The organism is Streptomyces sp. NPDC097595, assembly GCF_044761525.1.
Lineage (GTDB): Bacteria > Actinomycetota > Actinomycetes > Streptomycetales > Streptomycetaceae > Streptomyces > Streptomyces drozdowiczii_A.
In genome coordinates, this window is sequence record NZ_JBIWCN010000026.1 from 1 (window position 1) to 17,604 (window position 17,604).

At 69.6% G+C, this 17,604-nt stretch carries 18 protein-coding genes and 1 pseudogene; 6 read left to right on the forward strand and 13 right to left on the reverse strand.

What is annotated here, in order from left to right:
- Positions 1-172 precede the first annotated feature (172 nt).
- The 12 genes and pseudogenes from ACIQZN_RS31125 to ACIQZN_RS31180 form a co-directional block, all read right to left on the reverse strand.
- Positions 173-406, reverse strand: a complete 234-nt coding sequence (locus ACIQZN_RS31125; RefSeq protein ID WP_404001034.1) for a DUF5133 domain-containing protein — start codon at positions 404-406, stop codon at positions 173-175.
- A gap of 85 nt (positions 407-491) precedes the next feature.
- Positions 492-1,121, reverse strand: coding sequence for a HutD family protein (locus ACIQZN_RS31130; protein WP_404001037.1), 630 nt, complete (start codon positions 1,119-1,121; stop codon positions 492-494).
- A 29-nt stretch (positions 1,122-1,150) separates the two neighbouring features.
- Positions 1,151-2,381 (reverse strand): annotated as a pseudogene (locus tag ACIQZN_RS31135) (aromatic amino acid lyase); the annotation flags it as partial.
- A 40-nt stretch (positions 2,382-2,421) separates the two neighbouring features.
- Positions 2,422-2,610 (reverse strand): DUF4236 domain-containing protein, encoded by a 189-nt coding sequence (locus ACIQZN_RS31140; protein ID WP_404001039.1) that lies wholly within the window; start codon positions 2,608-2,610, stop codon positions 2,422-2,424.
- Positions 2,611-3,641: 1,031 nt separating this feature from the next.
- Positions 3,642-5,270, reverse strand: coding sequence for a choice-of-anchor P family protein (locus ACIQZN_RS31145; protein ID WP_404001042.1), 1,629 nt, complete (start codon positions 5,268-5,270; stop codon positions 3,642-3,644).
- Positions 5,271-5,681: 411 nt separating this feature from the next.
- The gene (locus ACIQZN_RS31150) at positions 5,682-6,647 is read right to left on the reverse strand and encodes a DUF1152 domain-containing protein (protein WP_404001044.1); all 966 of its coding nucleotides are present in this window, start codon (positions 6,645-6,647) and stop codon (positions 5,682-5,684) included.
- Positions 6,648-6,728: 81 nt separating this feature from the next.
- A complete protein-coding gene (locus tag ACIQZN_RS31155) occupies positions 6,729-9,107 on the reverse strand; it encodes a glycoside hydrolase family 65 protein (protein WP_404001047.1) in 2,379 nt (792 codons plus the stop codon).
- A complete protein-coding gene (locus tag ACIQZN_RS31160) occupies positions 9,104-9,844 on the reverse strand; it encodes a beta-phosphoglucomutase family hydrolase (RefSeq protein ID WP_404001050.1) in 741 nt (246 codons plus the stop codon). The genes ACIQZN_RS31155 and ACIQZN_RS31160 overlap by 4 nt, the downstream gene beginning before the upstream one ends.
- Positions 9,845-9,970: 126 nt before the next feature.
- Positions 9,971-10,987 (reverse strand): hypothetical protein, encoded by a 1,017-nt coding sequence (locus ACIQZN_RS31165; protein ID WP_404001053.1) that lies wholly within the window; start codon positions 10,985-10,987, stop codon positions 9,971-9,973.
- 365 nt (positions 10,988-11,352) lie between these two features.
- The gene (locus tag ACIQZN_RS31170) at positions 11,353-11,814 is read right to left on the reverse strand and encodes an SRPBCC family protein (RefSeq protein WP_404001055.1); all 462 of its coding nucleotides are present in this window, start codon (positions 11,812-11,814) and stop codon (positions 11,353-11,355) included.
- The gene (locus ACIQZN_RS31175) at positions 11,811-12,164 is read right to left on the reverse strand and encodes an ArsR/SmtB family transcription factor (RefSeq protein ID WP_404001058.1); all 354 of its coding nucleotides are present in this window, start codon (positions 12,162-12,164) and stop codon (positions 11,811-11,813) included. Before ACIQZN_RS31175 ends, ACIQZN_RS31170 begins: the two co-directional genes overlap by 4 nt.
- Positions 12,165-12,288: 124 nt before the next feature.
- Positions 12,289-12,414 (reverse strand): hypothetical protein, encoded by a 126-nt coding sequence (locus ACIQZN_RS31180; protein WP_404001304.1) that lies wholly within the window; start codon positions 12,412-12,414, stop codon positions 12,289-12,291.
- 238 nt (positions 12,415-12,652) lie between these two features.
- Here ACIQZN_RS31180 and ACIQZN_RS31185 point away from each other — a divergent pair, with 238 nt between their 5' ends.
- Both ACIQZN_RS31185 and ACIQZN_RS31190 read left to right on the forward strand, forming a co-directional pair.
- The gene (locus ACIQZN_RS31185) at positions 12,653-13,087 is read left to right on the forward strand and encodes a DUF6228 family protein (protein ID WP_404001061.1); all 435 of its coding nucleotides are present in this window, start codon (positions 12,653-12,655) and stop codon (positions 13,085-13,087) included.
- 196 nt (positions 13,088-13,283) lie between these two features.
- Entirely contained in the window at positions 13,284-13,664 is a 381-nt protein-coding gene (locus tag ACIQZN_RS31190; protein ID WP_404001063.1) for a hypothetical protein, read from the forward strand.
- Here ACIQZN_RS31190 and ACIQZN_RS31195 read toward each other — a convergent pair.
- On the reverse strand, positions 13,652-13,834 hold the full coding sequence (locus ACIQZN_RS31195) for a hypothetical protein (RefSeq protein WP_404001066.1): 183 nt from the start codon (positions 13,832-13,834) through the stop codon (positions 13,652-13,654). The genes ACIQZN_RS31190 and ACIQZN_RS31195 overlap by 13 nt on opposite strands.
- Before the next feature lie 366 nt (positions 13,835-14,200).
- Here ACIQZN_RS31195 and ACIQZN_RS31200 point away from each other — a divergent pair, with 366 nt between their 5' ends.
- The 4 genes from ACIQZN_RS31200 (at position 14,201) to ACIQZN_RS31215 (ending at position 17,489) form a co-directional block, all read left to right on the forward strand.
- Positions 14,201-14,560, forward strand: coding sequence for a hypothetical protein (locus tag ACIQZN_RS31200; protein ID WP_404001069.1), 360 nt, complete (start codon positions 14,201-14,203; stop codon positions 14,558-14,560).
- Between the two features lie 154 nt (positions 14,561-14,714).
- Positions 14,715-15,551 (forward strand): aminoglycoside N(3)-acetyltransferase, encoded by an 837-nt coding sequence (locus ACIQZN_RS31205; RefSeq protein ID WP_404001072.1) that lies wholly within the window; start codon positions 14,715-14,717, stop codon positions 15,549-15,551.
- A gap of 340 nt (positions 15,552-15,891) precedes the next feature.
- Positions 15,892-16,959, forward strand: a complete 1,068-nt coding sequence (locus ACIQZN_RS31210; RefSeq protein ID WP_404001075.1) for a glycoside hydrolase family 19 protein — start codon at positions 15,892-15,894, stop codon at positions 16,957-16,959.
- A 59-nt stretch (positions 16,960-17,018) separates the two neighbouring features.
- A complete protein-coding gene (locus ACIQZN_RS31215) occupies positions 17,019-17,489 on the forward strand; it encodes a GNAT family N-acetyltransferase (protein WP_404001289.1) in 471 nt (156 codons plus the stop codon).
- The last annotated feature ends 115 nt before the right edge of the window (positions 17,490-17,604 follow it).

Genomic DNA, 17,604 nt, shown 5'->3' on the forward strand with positions numbered 1-17,604 from the left:
CGGACCCTAGACAAGTCCTATCGTCCCAGGTCAGAGGCACTCCTCACCTTTTTGATCACGCTTCGGACAGGCTCGTTCGTGAAAGCGCGAGGTTAGATCGATCGTCGTCCTGTTCGGCGGAGCGCCGTCATCGTAGGGAGATGCCCGACTCGAAGCCGAGGGGAGTCGGGGCTCAGCCCGCGTTCAGGGCCGAGTCGTCGAGCGTGCGGGCCCCGGGCAGTTGGTGCCGGGCCGCGATCAGTGCCGCGTCGATGTCGCGGGTGCCGGTGGACACGCACAATGTGTAGGCGACATCATTCATGCACTGGCGCACCTGCGCGCTGTCCGCGCGCGACGCGTCCAAGGCGGCGAGGGTCTCGTACTGGTCGATCAGATTCCGCAGCACCGCGGGGTGGGCCATCAGCATCAAAGAACCGTCTTTCTCCACCTGAACCAACCGGTCAGGGCCGTGCACCCCTGTACCCGGTTCTCCGCCCCGCACTCCCCGCCCGTCACATGCGCCCCAAGCGCCGTTGGGCGCCGATTCCGTGGCCTGGACGGTCCACCAGGTCAACGATCGCCAGGACCCCGTCGACGTCGAGGCGGTCGGCGTCCCCCGCCGTGAACAGCGCCGCGTCGAGAGGTTTGAGGCGGACCGACGCGTGCCGGAGCCGGGCCGACCCGCCGAGGACGACCGCCAGAACGCGGGTGCCGGCTGCGGCCCGTACCGAGGTGCCGTCGCGGGCGACGCGCACCCGCGCCGTCAGCTCGGAACGCCGGACCATCACGTTGAAGTCGACGACCGGGCCGCCGAGCAGCCGGCACTCCGTGGCCGCGTCCCCTGGGAAGGCGAACGGCGTGTACGGCGTGTCCATCCGCCGAGGCACGCCGTCGACGGTGAGGACCATGCCCGGACCGTCGACCAGGGTGATGATCCGGTCGACCCCCGGAAACGCGGAGAACGGCCCGCCGCTCGTGACATCGGCGACGCTCACCCGCCACCCGAAGCCGTCCGTGCCCGCTCCGGGCGGATGGATCGCGACCTCCCTCGTCATACCCCCACCGTTTTTCCACGGTGCGGGCGTTCGGGAGTCGGCTCGCAGTGTCTCGGGTGCCACTCGGGTTCCCTTCTGTATCGGCACGGTCCGTACCGGACGGTCTGCCGCCTCGGTCAGGCCAGTGGGCCGGTGACCGACTCTGCGGCGGTCAGGGCGCGGCTGGAGACGACGTACTGGACCGCGGCCTCGATCTCGGGGGCGAGCCAGCGGTCGGGTCCGGGGCCGTCGACCGTCTCGCGCAGGCCGTCGCGGACCGCCGCCGTGGCCGGCGACGGGGTCAGCGGGGCGCGCAGGTCGAGGGCGCGGGCGGCGGTGTACAGCTCCACGGCGAGGACGCGGCCGAGACGCGAGCCGCTTGAGTTCGGAGACGATCGCGGCCTGCGTGTACTGGGCGATCATGTGGCCGGAGTCGACGCCTGGATCGTCGGCGAGAAACGCGTTGAGTCCGTGGTTGCGGGCCGGGTCGAGGAAGCGGTCGGTGCGGCGCTCGGAGATCGACGCGACGTCGGCGACCGGGATGGCGAGGAAGTCGAGGACGGCGGCGACCGGGGCGCCGTGGAAGTTGCCGTTGCTCTCCACCCGGCCGTCGACGGTGACCACCGGGTTGTCGATGGCGCTCGACAGTTCCCGGGAGGCGACCAGTTCGGCGTGGCCGAGGGTGTCCCGGGCGGTGCCGTGGACCTGTGGCGTGCAGCGAAGCGAGTACGCGTCCTGGAGGCGGGTGCACTCCGGCCCCCGGTGGCCGGCCATGATGCCTGAACCGGCCAGCATGGCACGCAGGTTGCCCGCGCTGTCGGCCTGGCCGGGGTGCGGGCGCAGCGCCTGGAGGTCGGCGGCGAACACGGCGTCGGTGCCGAGCTGGCCCTCGACGCTCATCGAGGCGGCGATGTCGGCGATGCGCAACAGGCGGCGCAGGTCGCGGGCGGCGAGGAGCAGCATGCCGTCGGTGCCGTTGATGAGCGCCAAGCCCTCCTTCTCCTCCAGGACGACCGGCGTGATGCCGGACGCGGCGAGCGCCTCCGAGGCGGGCTTGCGGACACCGTCGGCGGTGCGGACCTCGCCCTCGCCCATGACGGCGAGGGCGCAGTGCGCGAGGGGGGGCGAGGTCGCGCGAGCAGCCGAGCGAGCCGTACTCGTGGACGACCGGGGTGATGCCGGCGTTGAGCAGCGCGGCGTACGCCTGCGCGGTCCGCACCCGTACGCCCGTACGCCCGTACGGCCGGTGGCGAGGGTGGACAGCCGCAGGAGCATCAGTGCCCGTACGACCTCCCGCTCCACCTCCGGCCCCGAGCCCGCCGCGTGCGAGCGGGCCAGGCTGCGCTGGAGGATGGAGCGGGCCCCAGGCCTTTCCGGCCGGGGGCCCGCGTATGCCGGGCTGTACGGGTCAGCTGCGGCGTGTTTTGCGCCAGCCGAAGGGGCCGGGGAGGTTCATCGAGGTTGTCCGGCGCCCGGTGCTGCTTCGTGTGTGGCGGGTTCCGTGCTTACCACCGGTGGTGATCGACCAGGACTTCCGGTTGATGTTGAGGCGGACACCGGGCAGGATCCTGAAGCTCTTGCGGAATGTCAGCGGCATGACGTCTCGCTTTCTCGGTGCGCGCGAGGTTGCGCGGTCCCACTGATCCTGTCTTCGAAGCCAGTTGACTTTCCTGTGCCCAGCACCGTGCGTTCCAAGCCGCCATGATGCGGTGCGCCTCGCGAAACCGCGCGGCGAGCTGCTGCTTCAGATCTGGTTCGGACATCGGATCGCCTCCGCTGCATGTCCTGCGCCGGCGCCTCCCGCGCAGGACTCGGCACGCTACCGGCCGGTCGGTTCGGCGCTCACCGAACTGTCAAGGACATCAGGTTGGATTCGGCTGACTGGCACTGCCCTGCTCAGGGCACTTCCTCCTGACTCAGGAGTCGCGCCGGCGGAACGGTGGCAGAGTCGGGGTCCTGCGCATCACAGCAGGTAGGGCCACAGGCTGAGGCTGCTCCGCTCCAGACTGATCTCGACCCACGCCCCATCGACTGCAATTGGTGGCGGCGGGTCGGCCAGGTCAAACAGGATGTGGGTTCCAGCTACGTCCAGCACCGCTCCGCCATCGCCCGTCAGGCTCAGCCGCCCCCGAAAGACGATCCGACCGCCTTCCTCCTCATCCGCCCCGGGTGAAAATGATGTAGCCGGCCGAGTGTTGCCGCCCCAGGCCACGTCCTCTTCAACAGTCCACTCCACATGATGTTGGCGGCCGACTCCCGTCGGACCGCCGCACCAGAATGCCGTTGCGGCACCCACCTCCGAGCGAACCCGAACCCTCGCGCGCCCGTCGGCGGCCTGCCCCACTGCTTCCACTTGGACCAACACCCCGCAATCATCCACGGCAGCACTGCGTTGCCGACGCAGCCATACGGTGTCCAACCGATCGGGCCCCACCGCTCGCCGCGCCGGAGGTCGGCGAAGTCTTCGATACCTGGCGCACCCGCTACCCGTTCGAGGCGGCATGGGCGAAACACGAAGCGCTGGTGTGAGCCCCTTAGGCTGCTCGGTCCCGCTCCCGTGGTCGTGTACGGGAGGGGACGAGCGGGTTGGCACTCGGAACCAACGGGGCTGGTCGGTCGATTCGGGTGTCAGGGTGAGGGGCAGGGGCCCGGGGTCCGGGTGAGGGAGGCGCGGGTGCCGCCGACGACGATGTCGGTGCCGTCGGACAGCCGGACGTGCAGGGCGTTGACGACCAGACCGTGCCCGTCGCCGTAGACACGCTGCTCGTTGAGGGTGACCGTGCCGAGCTGCGGGAGGGTGATGACGGTGTTCGGTGCCGGGTGGGCGGCGACCGTGGTGTTGCCCACGCGGGCCCCGGTGAGGGTGGTCGTGCCGGTGGCGGTGATCGTGTCCAGTGCCGTGGGTGCGGTCGCGGTGGCTGTGGCTGTTGCCGTGCCTGCGCTGATCAGACCGCTGAGGAGATGCAGTCCGTTGACGGTGGCGGTCGAGGTGGCCGTACGGGCGCTGCCCATGCCGGCGGTGCCCGCCGCGTGGGTCGCGGCGGAGGTGAACGCGCCGGTGGAGGAGCCGAAATGGGTGTTGCCCAGCTGGGCGCCATCGGTGGCCGGGTCCTCGGTGCAGGTGACGTCCGAAGGTGCCAATGGTGCGGCCGCGACGGCCTGGGCGTGTGCGTCCATGAGCAGCGCCACGAACGTCACCGAGGTGCAGCCGGGCGGATCGATGCCGTGCCGGGCGGTGGTCGCCGTGGCGCACAGGGTGTAAGTGCCGCTGCGGGCAGAGGTCACCCGGATCGTGATGGCGCAGGACTCCTGACCGGCGGTGAGGTCCCCGCCGGCGGTGAGACCGTGTCCGTCGGGGGCGACGGCGACCGTGCCGGAGGAGCAGTTGGTGGTGGCGGAGTCGGGGTCGGCGACGAGCCCGGGCGGTAGCTGCTCGGTGATGGACCAGCCGCGCTTGGCCGCCTTCTCGGTGGTGTTGGTGACGGTGAAGGTCAGCGCGGTCGGGTCGCCGGCGCCCACCGGGTCGGGATCGAAGGCGGTACTGAGCTGCGGGGTGGCGTCCATGATCCGGAGGTTGTCGATCGCGCCGTCGTTGCCGGTCCCGCTGGCCTGCGCGTTGACCATGCGGACACCGACCGAGGACCCCGAGAAGAGCACGGCGTCGTCGCCCGCGTAGGTGCCGACGTGCGTGCCGTTCGCGGTGACCGTGCGGGCGTCGTCGCACGTGTCGATGGGATCGGTGAACGCCGGGACGACCCGCTGCTCGTCGAGCAGGGAGAACTCCAGCAGCGGATGCGCGGCGAAGCAGTTGACGGCCGCCGCGTCCACCGAGAAGGTCAGGAAGCGGCCGGTCGACGCCACCGGAATCGGCTGCACCGTCTCCAGTTGCGTCTTCCCGGCTCCCGGATTCCCCGCGGTGTACGCGGTGACGGCGTGGTTGCCGACCGGGTCGCCGCCGGTCCATTCGGCCAGCGCCGACGCCATGGCCTGCAGAGAGGGCCAGGAGGTCCCGCAGCCGCTGCCGGCCGGGGCGGTGGCGGGGTCCGCGGCCGAGACCAGCCAGCCGTTGCAGACGGTCAGCCAGGCCGGGTCGGCGGTGTACGTCTCGGCGAGCGGCGGAGCCCCGGTGTACGCGGTCAGCGGGCGGGGAACGCCCGGGGCGTTTTCGAACCCCTCCTCGAAGAGCACGGTCGCCGCCCGGGGCGCAGGTGCCGCGGCGACCAGATGCGCGCCGACGCCCGAGGCGGGCTCGGACATGGCTGAGGTGATCGCAGGTGTGCCCGTTGCGGCGGCCGCGGGCAGTGCGGTGGCCAATGCCGCCGCGCACGCCAGGCCGGACGTCACGGCGGCGCGCAGAAACGGCATGGTCCGGCGCGGCCGATCCGATAAGTGTCTGTGCACGACTTCCCCTCCTCGACTCGTCCCGCGGACCGCAAACGCGGTCTGCGGCACGCCCGTCGTCGGGCGGCGCGGGCCGCCCGACGGCCGCGACCGGACCCGAAGGCGATGCCCGGCCGCGAAACGGTAGTCAGTCTGGGCCGCCGCGCCCGGTCCCGGCAGCGGCGCACACAGGAGGGCAGGGCGTCGCACGCCGGGCGCATGCATCCTCACACCCTCCGCATCTACGCCGAGGTGCATCGCCTGCGCGGCGACTCCCGGCAGGAACGGTCAGTGCGGAAACGCCCTCGGCGGACGCTGACGGGGCAGCGTGGTGCGGAACTCCTCGATCACGGAACTCACCTGCCGCATCAGGTAAGTCCTTTCCAGCAGGCCCAGGTAGAGATTCCGGCGGGCCAGGCCAGGCAGGTCCACACAGAAATACAGCGCCATCAGCGGGTTGATGAACAACTCGCTGTCCCTGGTCCTCTCCGTGAACCGGACGTTGCCGAAGTCACCCCGCACGGCGGCGGCCACGGATCCGTTCACGATGCTCGGGTGACTCGCGGTGTGGCGCTGGGCGTGCGTCACCGCGTCGAGATACAGCGCACCCTCCCGCCCCGCCCCGAGCAGCGAGAACGCGCCGAGATAGGAGCCGTCCCGGTCCAGAGCGGCCAGGTTCTCCAGCACGAGCGAGTGGTTCACGCCGTGAAACGCGTCCACCCCGAAGCCGAGACAGGCCACCAACCGGTGCGCGACCTCGTCGAGCCCGCTCACGGCGGCGAGGCTCGCCATGTCCTCCTCCGGTGTGCCGAGACCGTGTTCGTCGCCGCGCATCAGGATGTCGGTGCCGCCGTCCACCAGCACGATCGCGTCAACGCCACCGAGGTGCTTGATCAGCGTCCGGTAGGCCGTCCGCAGCGGCACGACCCCGATGCTCGGGAAGGCGTACACGGTCGACGGCAGATCCTGCGTCACGAGCCACTGCGCGAGCGTCCGTTCAGGGAAGTAATCGCCACGCAAGGGTGTGTCGGGCCCGACGGCGGCGACGTCCTGGTCCACCCACACATCGAGGTCCAGGCCGTACAAGTCGGCGAAGGACAGGTTGGCGAGGTGCACCTCCTTGCCCGCCGACCGCAGCGCGAGTGCGAGCGGCAGTCCGGCGTACACGTCGAAGCCGCCGCCCGCACCGGCGATGAGTACCCGTCGCGCGTCGTGCAGGCGAGTGAAGAACGCGGGTTCCCCCAGAGAAATCACCGCATGACGCTAGCAGGAGCGCCAGTCGGCAGCTGTGGTCCCCTGGGCCGCCTTCCGCTCAGCCCGACCGGTACTCCCGTCTCACCCCTGCTCGGGGCCCGGCCGGTCGGTGGTGCCCGGACGGCGGTGCAGTGGCTGTTCGGGCGTGGGCCGCTGCTTCGGCGGCGAGATCGCGAGGGTGACGGGCCCCTCACCGTTCACGTGTACCTCCGTGCCGTGGTGGTGGATCGTCAGGGGATCGCCGAGCAGCAGCGAGTACGTCGCCTTGTCGGGCCCGATTTCCACCTGCAGACACCGGCCGCGGAACTGGAGCCGGAAGGCCAGGCGGCTGAACTTCTCGGGCAGGCGGGGCGCGAATCGCAGGCTGTCGCCGTCCCGGCGGGTGCCGCCGAATCCGGCGACCAGCGCCATCCACGTACCGGCCAGCGAGGCGATGTGCAGTCCGTCGCGGGTGTTGTGCTCCAGGTCGGCCAGGTCCATCAGCGCGGCCTCGGCGGTGTAGTCGTAGGCCAGCCGCAGATGCCCGGTCCGGGCGGCGACGACGGCCTGGCAGCACGCCGACAGGGAGGAGTCCCGTACGGTCAGCGGCTCGTAGTAGGCGAAGTTCGCGGCCAGTTGGTCCTCGTCGCAGTGGGCGTCGAACCAGGTGCCGCAGGTGTACATCGCCAGCACGAGGTCCGACTGCTTGATCACCTGCTTGCGGTAGAGATCGAAGTAGGGGAAGTGCAGCATCAGCGGGTACTGGTCGGCGCGCGTGTTCGCGAAATCCCAGCGCTGGTGGTGGGTGAAGCCGGCGTGCTGCTCGTGCACGCCGATCTCCTCGTTGTAGGGGATGTGCACGGCCTCGGCGGCATCCCTCCAAGCGGCGCTCTCCTCCTCGTTCACACCCAGCCCGGCCGCCTCCTCCGGATGGCGTTCGCACACGTCGGCCGCGGCGAGGAGATTGGAGCGGGCCATGAGGTTGGTGTACGTGTTGTCGTCCACGACGGCGCTGTACTCGTCCGGCCCCGTGATGCCGTCGATGTGGAACACACCGTGAGGGTCGTGATGACCCAGTGAGCGCCACAACCGCGCCGTTTCCACCAGGAGTTCCAGGACGGTCTCGCGTTCGAACGCGGTGTCGCCGGTCACCGCCGCGTGGCGCACCGCGGCGTGCGCGATGTCGGCGGCCACGTGGAAGGCGGCGGTCCCGGCCGGCCAGTACGCGGAGCCCTCCGAGCCGTCGATGGTCCGCCAGGGGAACGCGGCACCGCGCAGTCCGAGCTGGGTGGCCCGGTCCCGGGCGGCGGGCAGGGTGGCCTGCCGCCAGCGCAGCGCCTCGGCGACCGCCTTGGGCTCGGTGTACGAGAGGAGGGGGAGTACGAACATCTCGGTGTCCCAGAAGGCGTGGCCGTCGTACCCGGAACCGGTCAGCCCCTTGGCCGGGATCGCCCGCTGCTCGGCGCGGGCACCGGCCTGGAGCACATGGAAGAGCGCGAAGCGGACGGCCTGCTGGATCTCCTCGTCGCCGTGCACCTCGACGTCGGCACGGGCCCAGAAGTCATCGAGGTAGGCCCGCTGCTGGGCCACCAGTTCGTCCCAGCCGCCATGCGCGGCGGCAGCCAGCGCCGCCTCGACCTGATCGCCCATCGCGGGCCGGGAACGGGCCCCCGACCAGCCGTGGGCGACGGTCTTCTGCACCCGCAGCCGCTGTCCCGGGTCCAGGACGGAGGTGATGGTCAGGCGTGCGACATCCGTGTTGCTCTCGCTGCTGGTGGTGATCTCCCCGGGGGCGTCCACGACATGGTCGGCGGCCACGGCGACCCTGAGGCCGCTGCGCCGGGTGCGGTGGACCAGACGCAGCCGGGACCCGACGGCCTGGTCCTCCTCCGGCTCCAGCGGGGACTGCAACGCCTTGGCCGTCCGGGGGTCGCCGTCGGACGAGGGCAGACTCTCGTTGGTGACCAGCTCCGACTGGATGACCACCCTGGTCCGGCTGTCGACGGGCTCCACCTCGTACTGCACGGCGGCGATGGCGCGCTGGGTGAGGGAGACGAGGCGGGTGGAACGCACCCGGACGGTCCTACCCGCCGGCGAGGTCCACTCGCAGCTCCGCTCCAGCACACCACGCTGGAAGTCCAGGGTGCGCTCGTGCTTGCCGAGCTGCCCGTAGCGCAGGTCGAAGGGCTCGTCGTCCACCAGCAGCCGCAGCAGTTTCCCGTTGGTGACGTTGATGACGGTCTGGCCCGACTCGGGGTAGCCGTACCCCGCTTCGGCGTAGGGCAGCGGGTGCAGTTCGTACACCCCGTTGAGGTAGCTGCCGGGCAGGCCGTGCGGTTCGCCCTCGTCGAGGTTGCCGCGCCAGCCGACATGGCCGTTGGACAGGGCGAAGACGGATTCGCTCTGCGCCAGGAGATCGAGGTCGAGAGCCGTCTCGCGTACGCGCCAGGGCTCCACGGTGTACGTCCGGTTGGTGATCACGCGCTGCCTCCGAGTTCGGCGAGGTCCTTCACGACACGGTCGGCGCCGTGGGCGTACAGCGCGTCGGTCTGCCCGACGCGGTCGACGCCCACGACGAAGCCGAAGTGCCCGGACCTGCCCGCGTCCATACCGGCCAGCGCGTCCTCGAAGACGGCGGCCCGGGACGGCTCGATCCCGAGGTCCCGGGCGGCGGCCAGGAAGGTGTCGGGGTGCGGTTTCCCCGGCAGATTCCGTTCCCGGGCCACCACACCGTCGATGCGTACGTCGAACAGTCGCTCGGCGTCGATGGAGTGCAGCACGTCGCGGGTGTTGGCGCTGGAGGACACGATCGCGGTGGCGAGCCCGGCGGCGCGGACCGCGTCGATGTAGCGCAGCGTGCCCTCGTACGGCTCCACACCGTCGGTACGGATCTTCTCCAGCAGGAGCTCGTTCTTGCGGTTGCCGACGCCGTTGACGGTCCGGGCGTCCGGTGGATCGTCGGGGGTGCCCTCGGGCAGTTCGATGTCCCGGGAGGCCAGGAAGGAGCGGACGCCGTCGGCCCGGGGGCGGCCGTCGACGTACTGGTCGTAGTCGGAGTCGGTGAAGGGGCGGAAGTCCGCTCCGTCACGCTCGCGCAGGAAGGCGTCGAAGGTCGCCTTCCAGGCGGCGGCGTGCACCACCGCCGTCCTGGTGACCACTCCGTCGAGATCGAAGAGACAGGCCTGGATGCTTTCGGGAAGTCCGAGCTGTGGCGTCATGACCCCACAGTTCCCCGCCGAGGCGGGTCCGATCGGCTGACACGCTGTGAGGTACGCCGCCTACCTGCCCGGACTCGGCGCCTGCTCCACTTCCGGCGAGCAGATGGCGTCGCGAGCGAGAGCTGTTCAGCCGTTCCCCGCGGTGTTCTGCCGGCGCAGGTCCGCGTCGAAGGACTGCGAGGTGCCGTGCTTCCCGTACAGCGCGAAGTATCCGAGGGACTTCCCTTCGCTGATACGGCTGGTGCTGTCGGCCGCCGCCTCGAAGGTGAGGGTGTCGTCGCCGTCCCGCATGATCACCGCGCCGAAATGGTTGTTCCACCGGCCGGGTGTGTCGCTCAGGTTCACGTAGTGGTTCTGGCCTACCCCGGGTTCGGCCGGTGCTTGCTGAAGGTCGCCCGTCCTGGTGCCGAGCAGTCTCTGCGCGGCGGCCTGGCAGTCGTTGGGCAGCGTGATGAGGAGGTCCTGCATCACACGCTCCGGCTCCCGGGAGTCGGCGTACTCCATGACGATCACGCCGATGAGCCGCCCCGCCGTCTTCAGGTAGTCGACCGGGTCGAGCAGCGGGTTCAGCGGAACGTTCTCGGCGGCCCACGTCGCGCCCTGGTTCTCCATCGCGAGTGCGAGCAGCCGTTGGTGTACGCCGTTGATGCTCCTGTCGCTGGGGCGGCCCCCGCCCGACAGCCTGGCGATGTCCTGGAGGAGCAGTCCGAGCGCGGCGGGCGGCTGAACCACGCTCCGCCGGTAGGAGTCGAGCTTCGCCTCCCTGTCCTGCGCGCTCTCACCCGCGATGGGCTCGTGTTCGCTGTTCGCCTGTGCGGCCTCGGCCGCCTCACTCGACGCGAAGACAGGCAGCACCCGGTGCAGCACCCGGCCGCCGACCACCACCTCGCGGCCCGCTTCAAGGCGGATCCGGACCTGCTCCGACGCGGCCAGCGCCGCGTTCGCCGATGCGATCAATTCCGCCTCCGCGAAGGCATCCTGGCGGCCGGAGACCGCGATCCTCCCGTTCTCCGAGATCCGGTCGTACGGCGCGGTGTCCGCGACGTCCCGCTCAGCGTCCGGTTCGGCGTAGCGCTGCAGGGGCGCGCCGGTCAGTACACGAGTGACCGCCGCGTTGCCGATGCTGCGCTGCAGGGCGGCCAACGGAGGAACGGAGTCGGAGGGCCGCCTGCTCACCCCCACTGTCCGTCCGGGGAGCGAACCCTGCTGCGGCAGCCTCGCGTGCATCACGTCACCCACATTCCCGGCCGCCGCCGGACGGCCCTCGACGTCAAGGCTCGGGCCCGGCAAGGCGAGAAGAAAGGCCCCTTCGGGAAGACCAGGGGCAGCGCCCCGTGCCCGCGCGGGCCGGGACGAACCAAACGGTGCAGCGTGCTGTGCCGAGCGGGCTGCGCTGAAGACTCCTGGGTGTTGCTGGACCAGGGCCTCGGCGAAGTCCTGTGGTGTGCGCCTTGTGTGTTAGGGGCGCAGGCGCCGCCGGGGTTCGGCGGTGCCTGCGCGTGCGTTGTTCAGGTGTTGATGGGGCTGCCGAGTTCGGTGGCCAGGGCGTCGAGCTGGGTACGGGTGCCGCTCTCGCGCCATTCGGGGTTGTCGTGTCCGTCGAGGTAGGTGCCCTGGTCGGTCAGGATGAGACGGGTTCCCTCGCCCTCCGGCAGGAACTGCACGGTCACGAGGTTGACGGAGATGCGGGTGCCGTCGGCGTGCATCTGGTTGGTTGACACGATCCGCTCGCCGCTGACGATGTCCTGGAAGCGGGCCTCGTAGCTGAACACCGGGCCGCCCTCCTTGCCTCCACTGGTGCGCTCGACGCCGCCCTCGGTGAAGTCGAGGTCCATCGGGGTGCCGGCGGTGCCGTTGAACCACCGGGTCTTGGCGGCCGGGTCGGCCCAGGCCGCGAAGACCCGGGCGGGTGCCGCGTCGTAGAGGCGCTCGATGACGAAGGTGCCGTGGGTCACGCTGCGCTGGGTCATGTGCTGCTCCGCTCGGTGGGGGTGGTCGATGTGTCGGCGAGGTGGTCGCCCAGTCTGTCCAGGCGGCTCTCCCAGGAGGTGCGGCGCGCGGCGATCCACTGTTCGGCCTCTCGAAGGACGGCCGACTCGATGTGGCAGGTCCGCACGCGGCCGACCTTCTCGGAACGCACGAGTCCGCTCGCTTCCAGCACCTGGACGTGCTGGAGGACCGCTGCCAGGGACATGGGCAGGGGCTGGGCCAGTTCGCTCACCGTGGCAGGTCCGCGGATGAGCCGGTCGACCAGCAACCGGCGGGTGGGGTCCGCCAGGGCTTGGAAGACCCGGTCCAGCGAGACTTGATGGTTAAGCATGTGCTTGAGTTTATTGGACTGCGCCCTTTAGTCAAGGACTTGCTTGAGTATCGAGAGGAGTCGCCCTGGCCTGGTCGATCCGCCTGGTATGGCGTCGCCGGCCCTGCCCACGGCGACTTCGAGATCAGGCGAGGCCGAGCAGAGCGAGCACCCGTTGCGGGTCGCGGGCATTGCGGCGCAGGCTGGCTGCGATGTTCGTGGCACCGCTCAGTCGTAGGGCTCCGATGGCGAGGTTGTGCCAGGTCGCCATCGCCCGTGGAGCGTTGCCGGTACGCAGTCGGGAGGCATCCTCCGCGACGTCCTCCCGCTCTTGCGGTCGAGCGGTTCGGGGTCTTCGTGGCCCTGGACGACGGCCCTGCCCACCCCCTTCCGGGCGGTCGTCACTCGATACGACAAGCGCGGGTACGTCTTCCTCGGCACCGTCACCGCGGCTGCCGTCGCGATGTGGCTCTGCACATGATCGACCGGACAAGTCCTAACCTGCTCACATGACCGAAGATGGCCCCGCGCTACGCGTAGGACACCCCGGACCGATCCCGGTCCACCTGCTCTTCTCCGAGCCGACGAGACCCTACGGGGAAGACCCCACACTCGACTTCCTCGTAAAAGCTCGTGGGCAGTGGGTCAGCATCGAGACCCTGGTGCGGACGTGGGACGGCGACGGCCTGGACACCTTCCTCTCCTCACTGGCCGAGGACTTCCGCGGCTGGGAAGGCGCGCGCGGCTGGCGCTCCCTGGAACGCGACCTGACGATCTCGGCGGAACATCGCCCGGGCGGCTACGTCCACCTGACGTGGGGCATCCACGACCGGCCTCCGTCCGAGGAGTGGCACTTCGAGACCACCACCGTGCATGCGGCCGGCGAGGAGATGCGGAACCTCGCCGCTGAGTTCCAGACGTTTCTCACGCGCACGGCCGACTAGCTGAGCACCCCATGAGAAACCTTCTAAGGCTCGCCTATGCTGTCGCGCCATACTGGATTTGGGAGGGGCGTGTTACGTGAATCGAAACGAGGCGCGAAAGAGCTGGGACGTTATGCCTGGGCTCGGGGTAGGTCCACTGCGATTCGGCATGAACCCATCTGAGGTTGCGACAGTGCTTGGTACCAAGGGGCAGCGAGTGACTGATGGCCCCTACGGACAGGAAGATTTCCCTGACGGGGTGAAGGTTTTCTATGACGAAAATCGCCTGGCATGCGTAGCTTTCGATGCCATCCAGGGACCGCAGATCCTGCTATTCGGTTTCGATCTTTCTGGCCGCAAATCCACAGAGGCTCAGCCGCTCCTGTTCGACTTTGCCGAGGAACACGAGCTTTCCGTGTTGTATACCTCCGATGGTTCACTTGCATTGACCGAGATGGAGGTTCTTCTACGCTCTCAGTCGGTTGATGGAGTGCAGGTTTCCAGACCGGTCATCGTGAAGGAGGAATGGCTCGATTCTGAGTACTACCGTGATCGCTTGCCGCTGGAAGGCGAACCGTTCCCACGTCACCCAGCCTGATGTGCACGCGTGCTCATACTCCAGTTGTAGATCGTGATCGCGGTGCGACAGCGGCGCTTTGAGTGGTCGCATGCCGCGGTGAGGCGGGTCAGTTGCTTGACATCGCCGACTGCGATGCGCCCGTCGGGCAGCAGGAGGGGGCCGTCGAAGACGGTGGCGAACTGCATCATGCTCCTCCTGCCTGCAATGGCCACGGCCACCGTTGCTCACCAGCGTATGAAGACGAACGATCATGCGGTGGCCGCAGGTCACGGCGTAAACCCGGCCCGCCGGTCTGGCGCCCCCGGAGAAGGCGTGGCCGCGGCACGGATCAGGACGGCGCCCGGACAGCGCTGAGGGGGCGGTCCCCGGAGGCCGCGCGGCCGTAGGAGACATACGACCGCGATGCTTGAGCATCGTTCGCTGCCTGCTGGAGCAGACTGGAGCGGTACCGGCGGCCGGATACGGGCCCGCTACTTGAAGGAAGGCAGGCGGCGATGGTCGACAACGTGCAGGGACAGGCTCAGAGGTCGCAACGGCATGAGCGGCTGCCAGGGATGGACGACGCTACGGTGGAGGCGCTGGGGCTGCTGTCCCGGGCCCTGGAGACCACGCAACGGGCCCGCGGGCGCCTGTACGACTTCCACCAGCTGACCGGCGGCGCGGACAAGACGGTTGGCGAGGCGGTGCGCCGGCTACGCGAGGCCGGACATGACGAACAGGCCGACCTGGTCGAGCGCGAGGTACAGGGCACGGACGTCCTGCCGGGCATGTGGACGTTCCAGATCGTCGAAGCGTACGACGAGGGTTACCACCGGCGCTTCACCGAAGTGGAACGCCGGGTGCGCGACGCCCTGAGCGGCGGCCGCGACCACATCGCCGAAGCCGAGATGAAGCAGCGCCGCGAGACCACCTGACGTCGCGGACGGCGCGAGGCGATCCAGACATCCTCAACGCCGACGTGATCCCGCACGTCCTTGACCAGTCCCTGTTCACCATGATGGTGATCACGGCCTTGGCGGCCGCTGCCATGGCCGGCCGGCCCGGGGCTCTTTCATTAAGGAGCAGCGCATGATGCAGCACCACCGCGACGCAACCATGCCGGTTACGGGAATCGACCTGCGCGCCGGGTTCGAGGCGCTCGGGCTGCCTGCCGGTGCGACGGTGATCGTGCACGCCTCATTGTCCGCCTTCGGCCGCGTCGAGGGCGGCGCCGCGACGCTCCTGACCGCACTGCGCGAACATCTCGGTCCACGGGGCACCGTGGTGGTGCCCGCGTTCACCGGGGACGCGGTACGGGATCCGCATCCGCAGACGGGGCCCGACGCAGGAGCGGACATCGACGCGGACCGGGCGGCCGTGCCCCTGTTCCATGACCGGCTGCCTACCCTCATGGGCGCGATACCCACTGCCGTGCTCGCCGCCCCCGTCCGGCTGCGCAGTTCCCACCCGCAGGCATCCGTCGCGGCGCTGGGCCCCCTGGCCCGCGACATCACTGCCCGGCAGCCGTTGGCCTACGCGGTGGGGCGCGGCTCGCCGTTCGACCGGCTGCACGAACTCGGCGCCCACATCCTGCTGCTGGGCGTGGGCCACAACCGCAACTCCTTCCTGCACTACGCCGAGTCCTTGATCCCCAACCACCGCCGCAAGCTGCGCCGCTTCCCGTACGTCGTCGACGGTGAACGGGTCTGGGTCGAAGTGCCGGACGTGGGCGACGACAACGGACGGCACTTCCCGGGCGTCGGCGCGGAGGCCGAAAGGGCGGGGCTGGTGCGCGTCGGCGTCATCGGTGCCGCTGAGTGCCGCTTGATGGAGAGCCGCCCTTTCGTCGAGTTCGCCGCCCGCCACCTCCGGGAACGGCTGGCGGGGGAGGGGCGCCGCGGCACAGCGAGCGGGGTGCACGCTTAGTCAGGGGCAGGCCGTCCCGTCGATCACGCCCAGCCGGACGTGGAAGCGGTCGAGTCCGCGACGGGCCTGCTCGGCGAGGCCGTGGTGGCCGATCGCGGGCGCCGCATCAGCATCCATGTGTCCGACCAGGACCGGCAGTCATGCATCGCTCCAGGTTGGACGGTGGGGAGAACAAGGCTCGGCAGAGACGAAGTTGACCACGGTGAGGTGACCCGGGCGATCTCTTGCCGAGCCTCGCCAGCCTCCGCGGGCCGTGAGTTTCTGGTCTAGACCTTGACAGGTCCATACCATATTGCTTGTGTCTGTCTCGTCCCACTCAACCCCCTGAAGGAGTGGCTGTATGTCCAGACCCCGTCTCTTCGCGCTCTTTGCGGCGCTCGCTCTCGCGCTGGGCCTTTCCCTGCTCAGCCCGATGGCTTCCCCGGCCTCGGCGGCGACGTGCGCGGCAGGGTGGAATTCCTCCTCGGTCTACACCGGTGGTATGAGCGCTTCGTACCAGGGGCACAACTGGCAGGCAAAGTGGTGGACCCAGGGCGAGACGCCGGGCTCGGCGCAGGTCTGGGCCGACCTGGGGTCCTGCGGCAGCGGCTCCGGCGGCGGGAGCAGTAGCTGCGACTATCCCGCCTGGACGGCCGGGCGGGCGTACGTGGCCGGTGACATCGTCAAGTACACGAATGGCAGCTACTACAAGGCATCGCACGACAACCCGGGCTACGACCCGACGATCAGCACCTGGTACTGGGACCCGTACAGCTGCACCGGCGGTGGTACGAACCCGCCCACCAACGGCTCGTTCGTGGTCAGCGAGGCGCAGTTCAACCAGATGTTCCCGAACCGGAACTCGTTCTACACGTACAGCGGGCTGACCGCTGCCCTCAGCGCGTACCCGGGCTTCGCGAACACCGGCAGTGACACCGTCAAGAAGCAGGAGGCCGCGGCCTTCCTCGCCAACGTCAGCCACGAGACCGGCGGGCTGGTGTACATCGTCGAGCAGAACACCGCCAACTACCCGCACTACTGCGACAGCAGCCAGCCCTACGGCTGCCCGGCGGGCCAGGCCGCGTACTACGGACGCGGTCCGATCCAGCTCAGCTGGAACTTCAACTACAAGGCCGCGGGCGACGCGCTCGGCATCGACCTGCTGCACAATCCGAACCTGGTGCAGACAGACTCGGCCGTGGCCTGGAAGACCGGCCTCTGGTACTGGAACACCCAGAGCGGCCCCGGCACCATGACCCCCCACAACGCCATGGTGAACGGCGCCGGCTTCGGTGAGACGATCCGCTCCATCAACGGCTCGATCGAGTGCAACGGCGGCAACCCCGCCCAGGTCCAGAGCCGCATCAACACCTATCAGAGCTTCACTTCGCTCCTCGGCGTCCCCACCGGCGGCAACCTCAGCTGTTGACCGCCACTCCAGCGTCGGCGCCGCATGCAACGGCATGCGACGCCGATGCAATTCAGTGGATCTTCCGTTCGTCCTCGGGCGGTCCGCCGATCGCGTTCACCGCACTGAGTCGGCTACCGGGGTTCCATGAGGCCCTGCGTACACACCTGCGGCGCGGCACCGCATTGGTAGCCCGTCCCACTGAGCCCGATCCGTCGGCTCCACTCACCATCGGCCGACCGGTGAGCGGACCTCTGCTGGGAGGGCTGCTCTACGACGACTGCGCTCCGGTTCACCACGTGGACTGGCTGGTCGTCTCGAAGGAAGCACGAGTCGGCGGAGTGGGCCGCGCACTCATGGCAGCCGCGACCCAGCGCTTCGCCCAGAAGCCGGTGACCACCGAAGTCATCACCTTCGGCCCCGACCATCCAGGAGCCAGTGCCAGCGGCGCCCGCATCTTCTACGAGCGTCTGGGCTTCACACCCGCAGAAATGACGGCACCGGGTCCGGAAGGAGGCTCGCGGCAGGTGTACCGCCGTTCTGCCTCCTGAACGCCGCGGGCCTGGTTGCGCGGCCGCGTCGGCGGCCTGACGCGGTGCTCGGCGGCCGCTGCTACGACCACGACAGGTACTGCCGCCTCGTGTGGGCCCTGGGCGTCAAACCGGT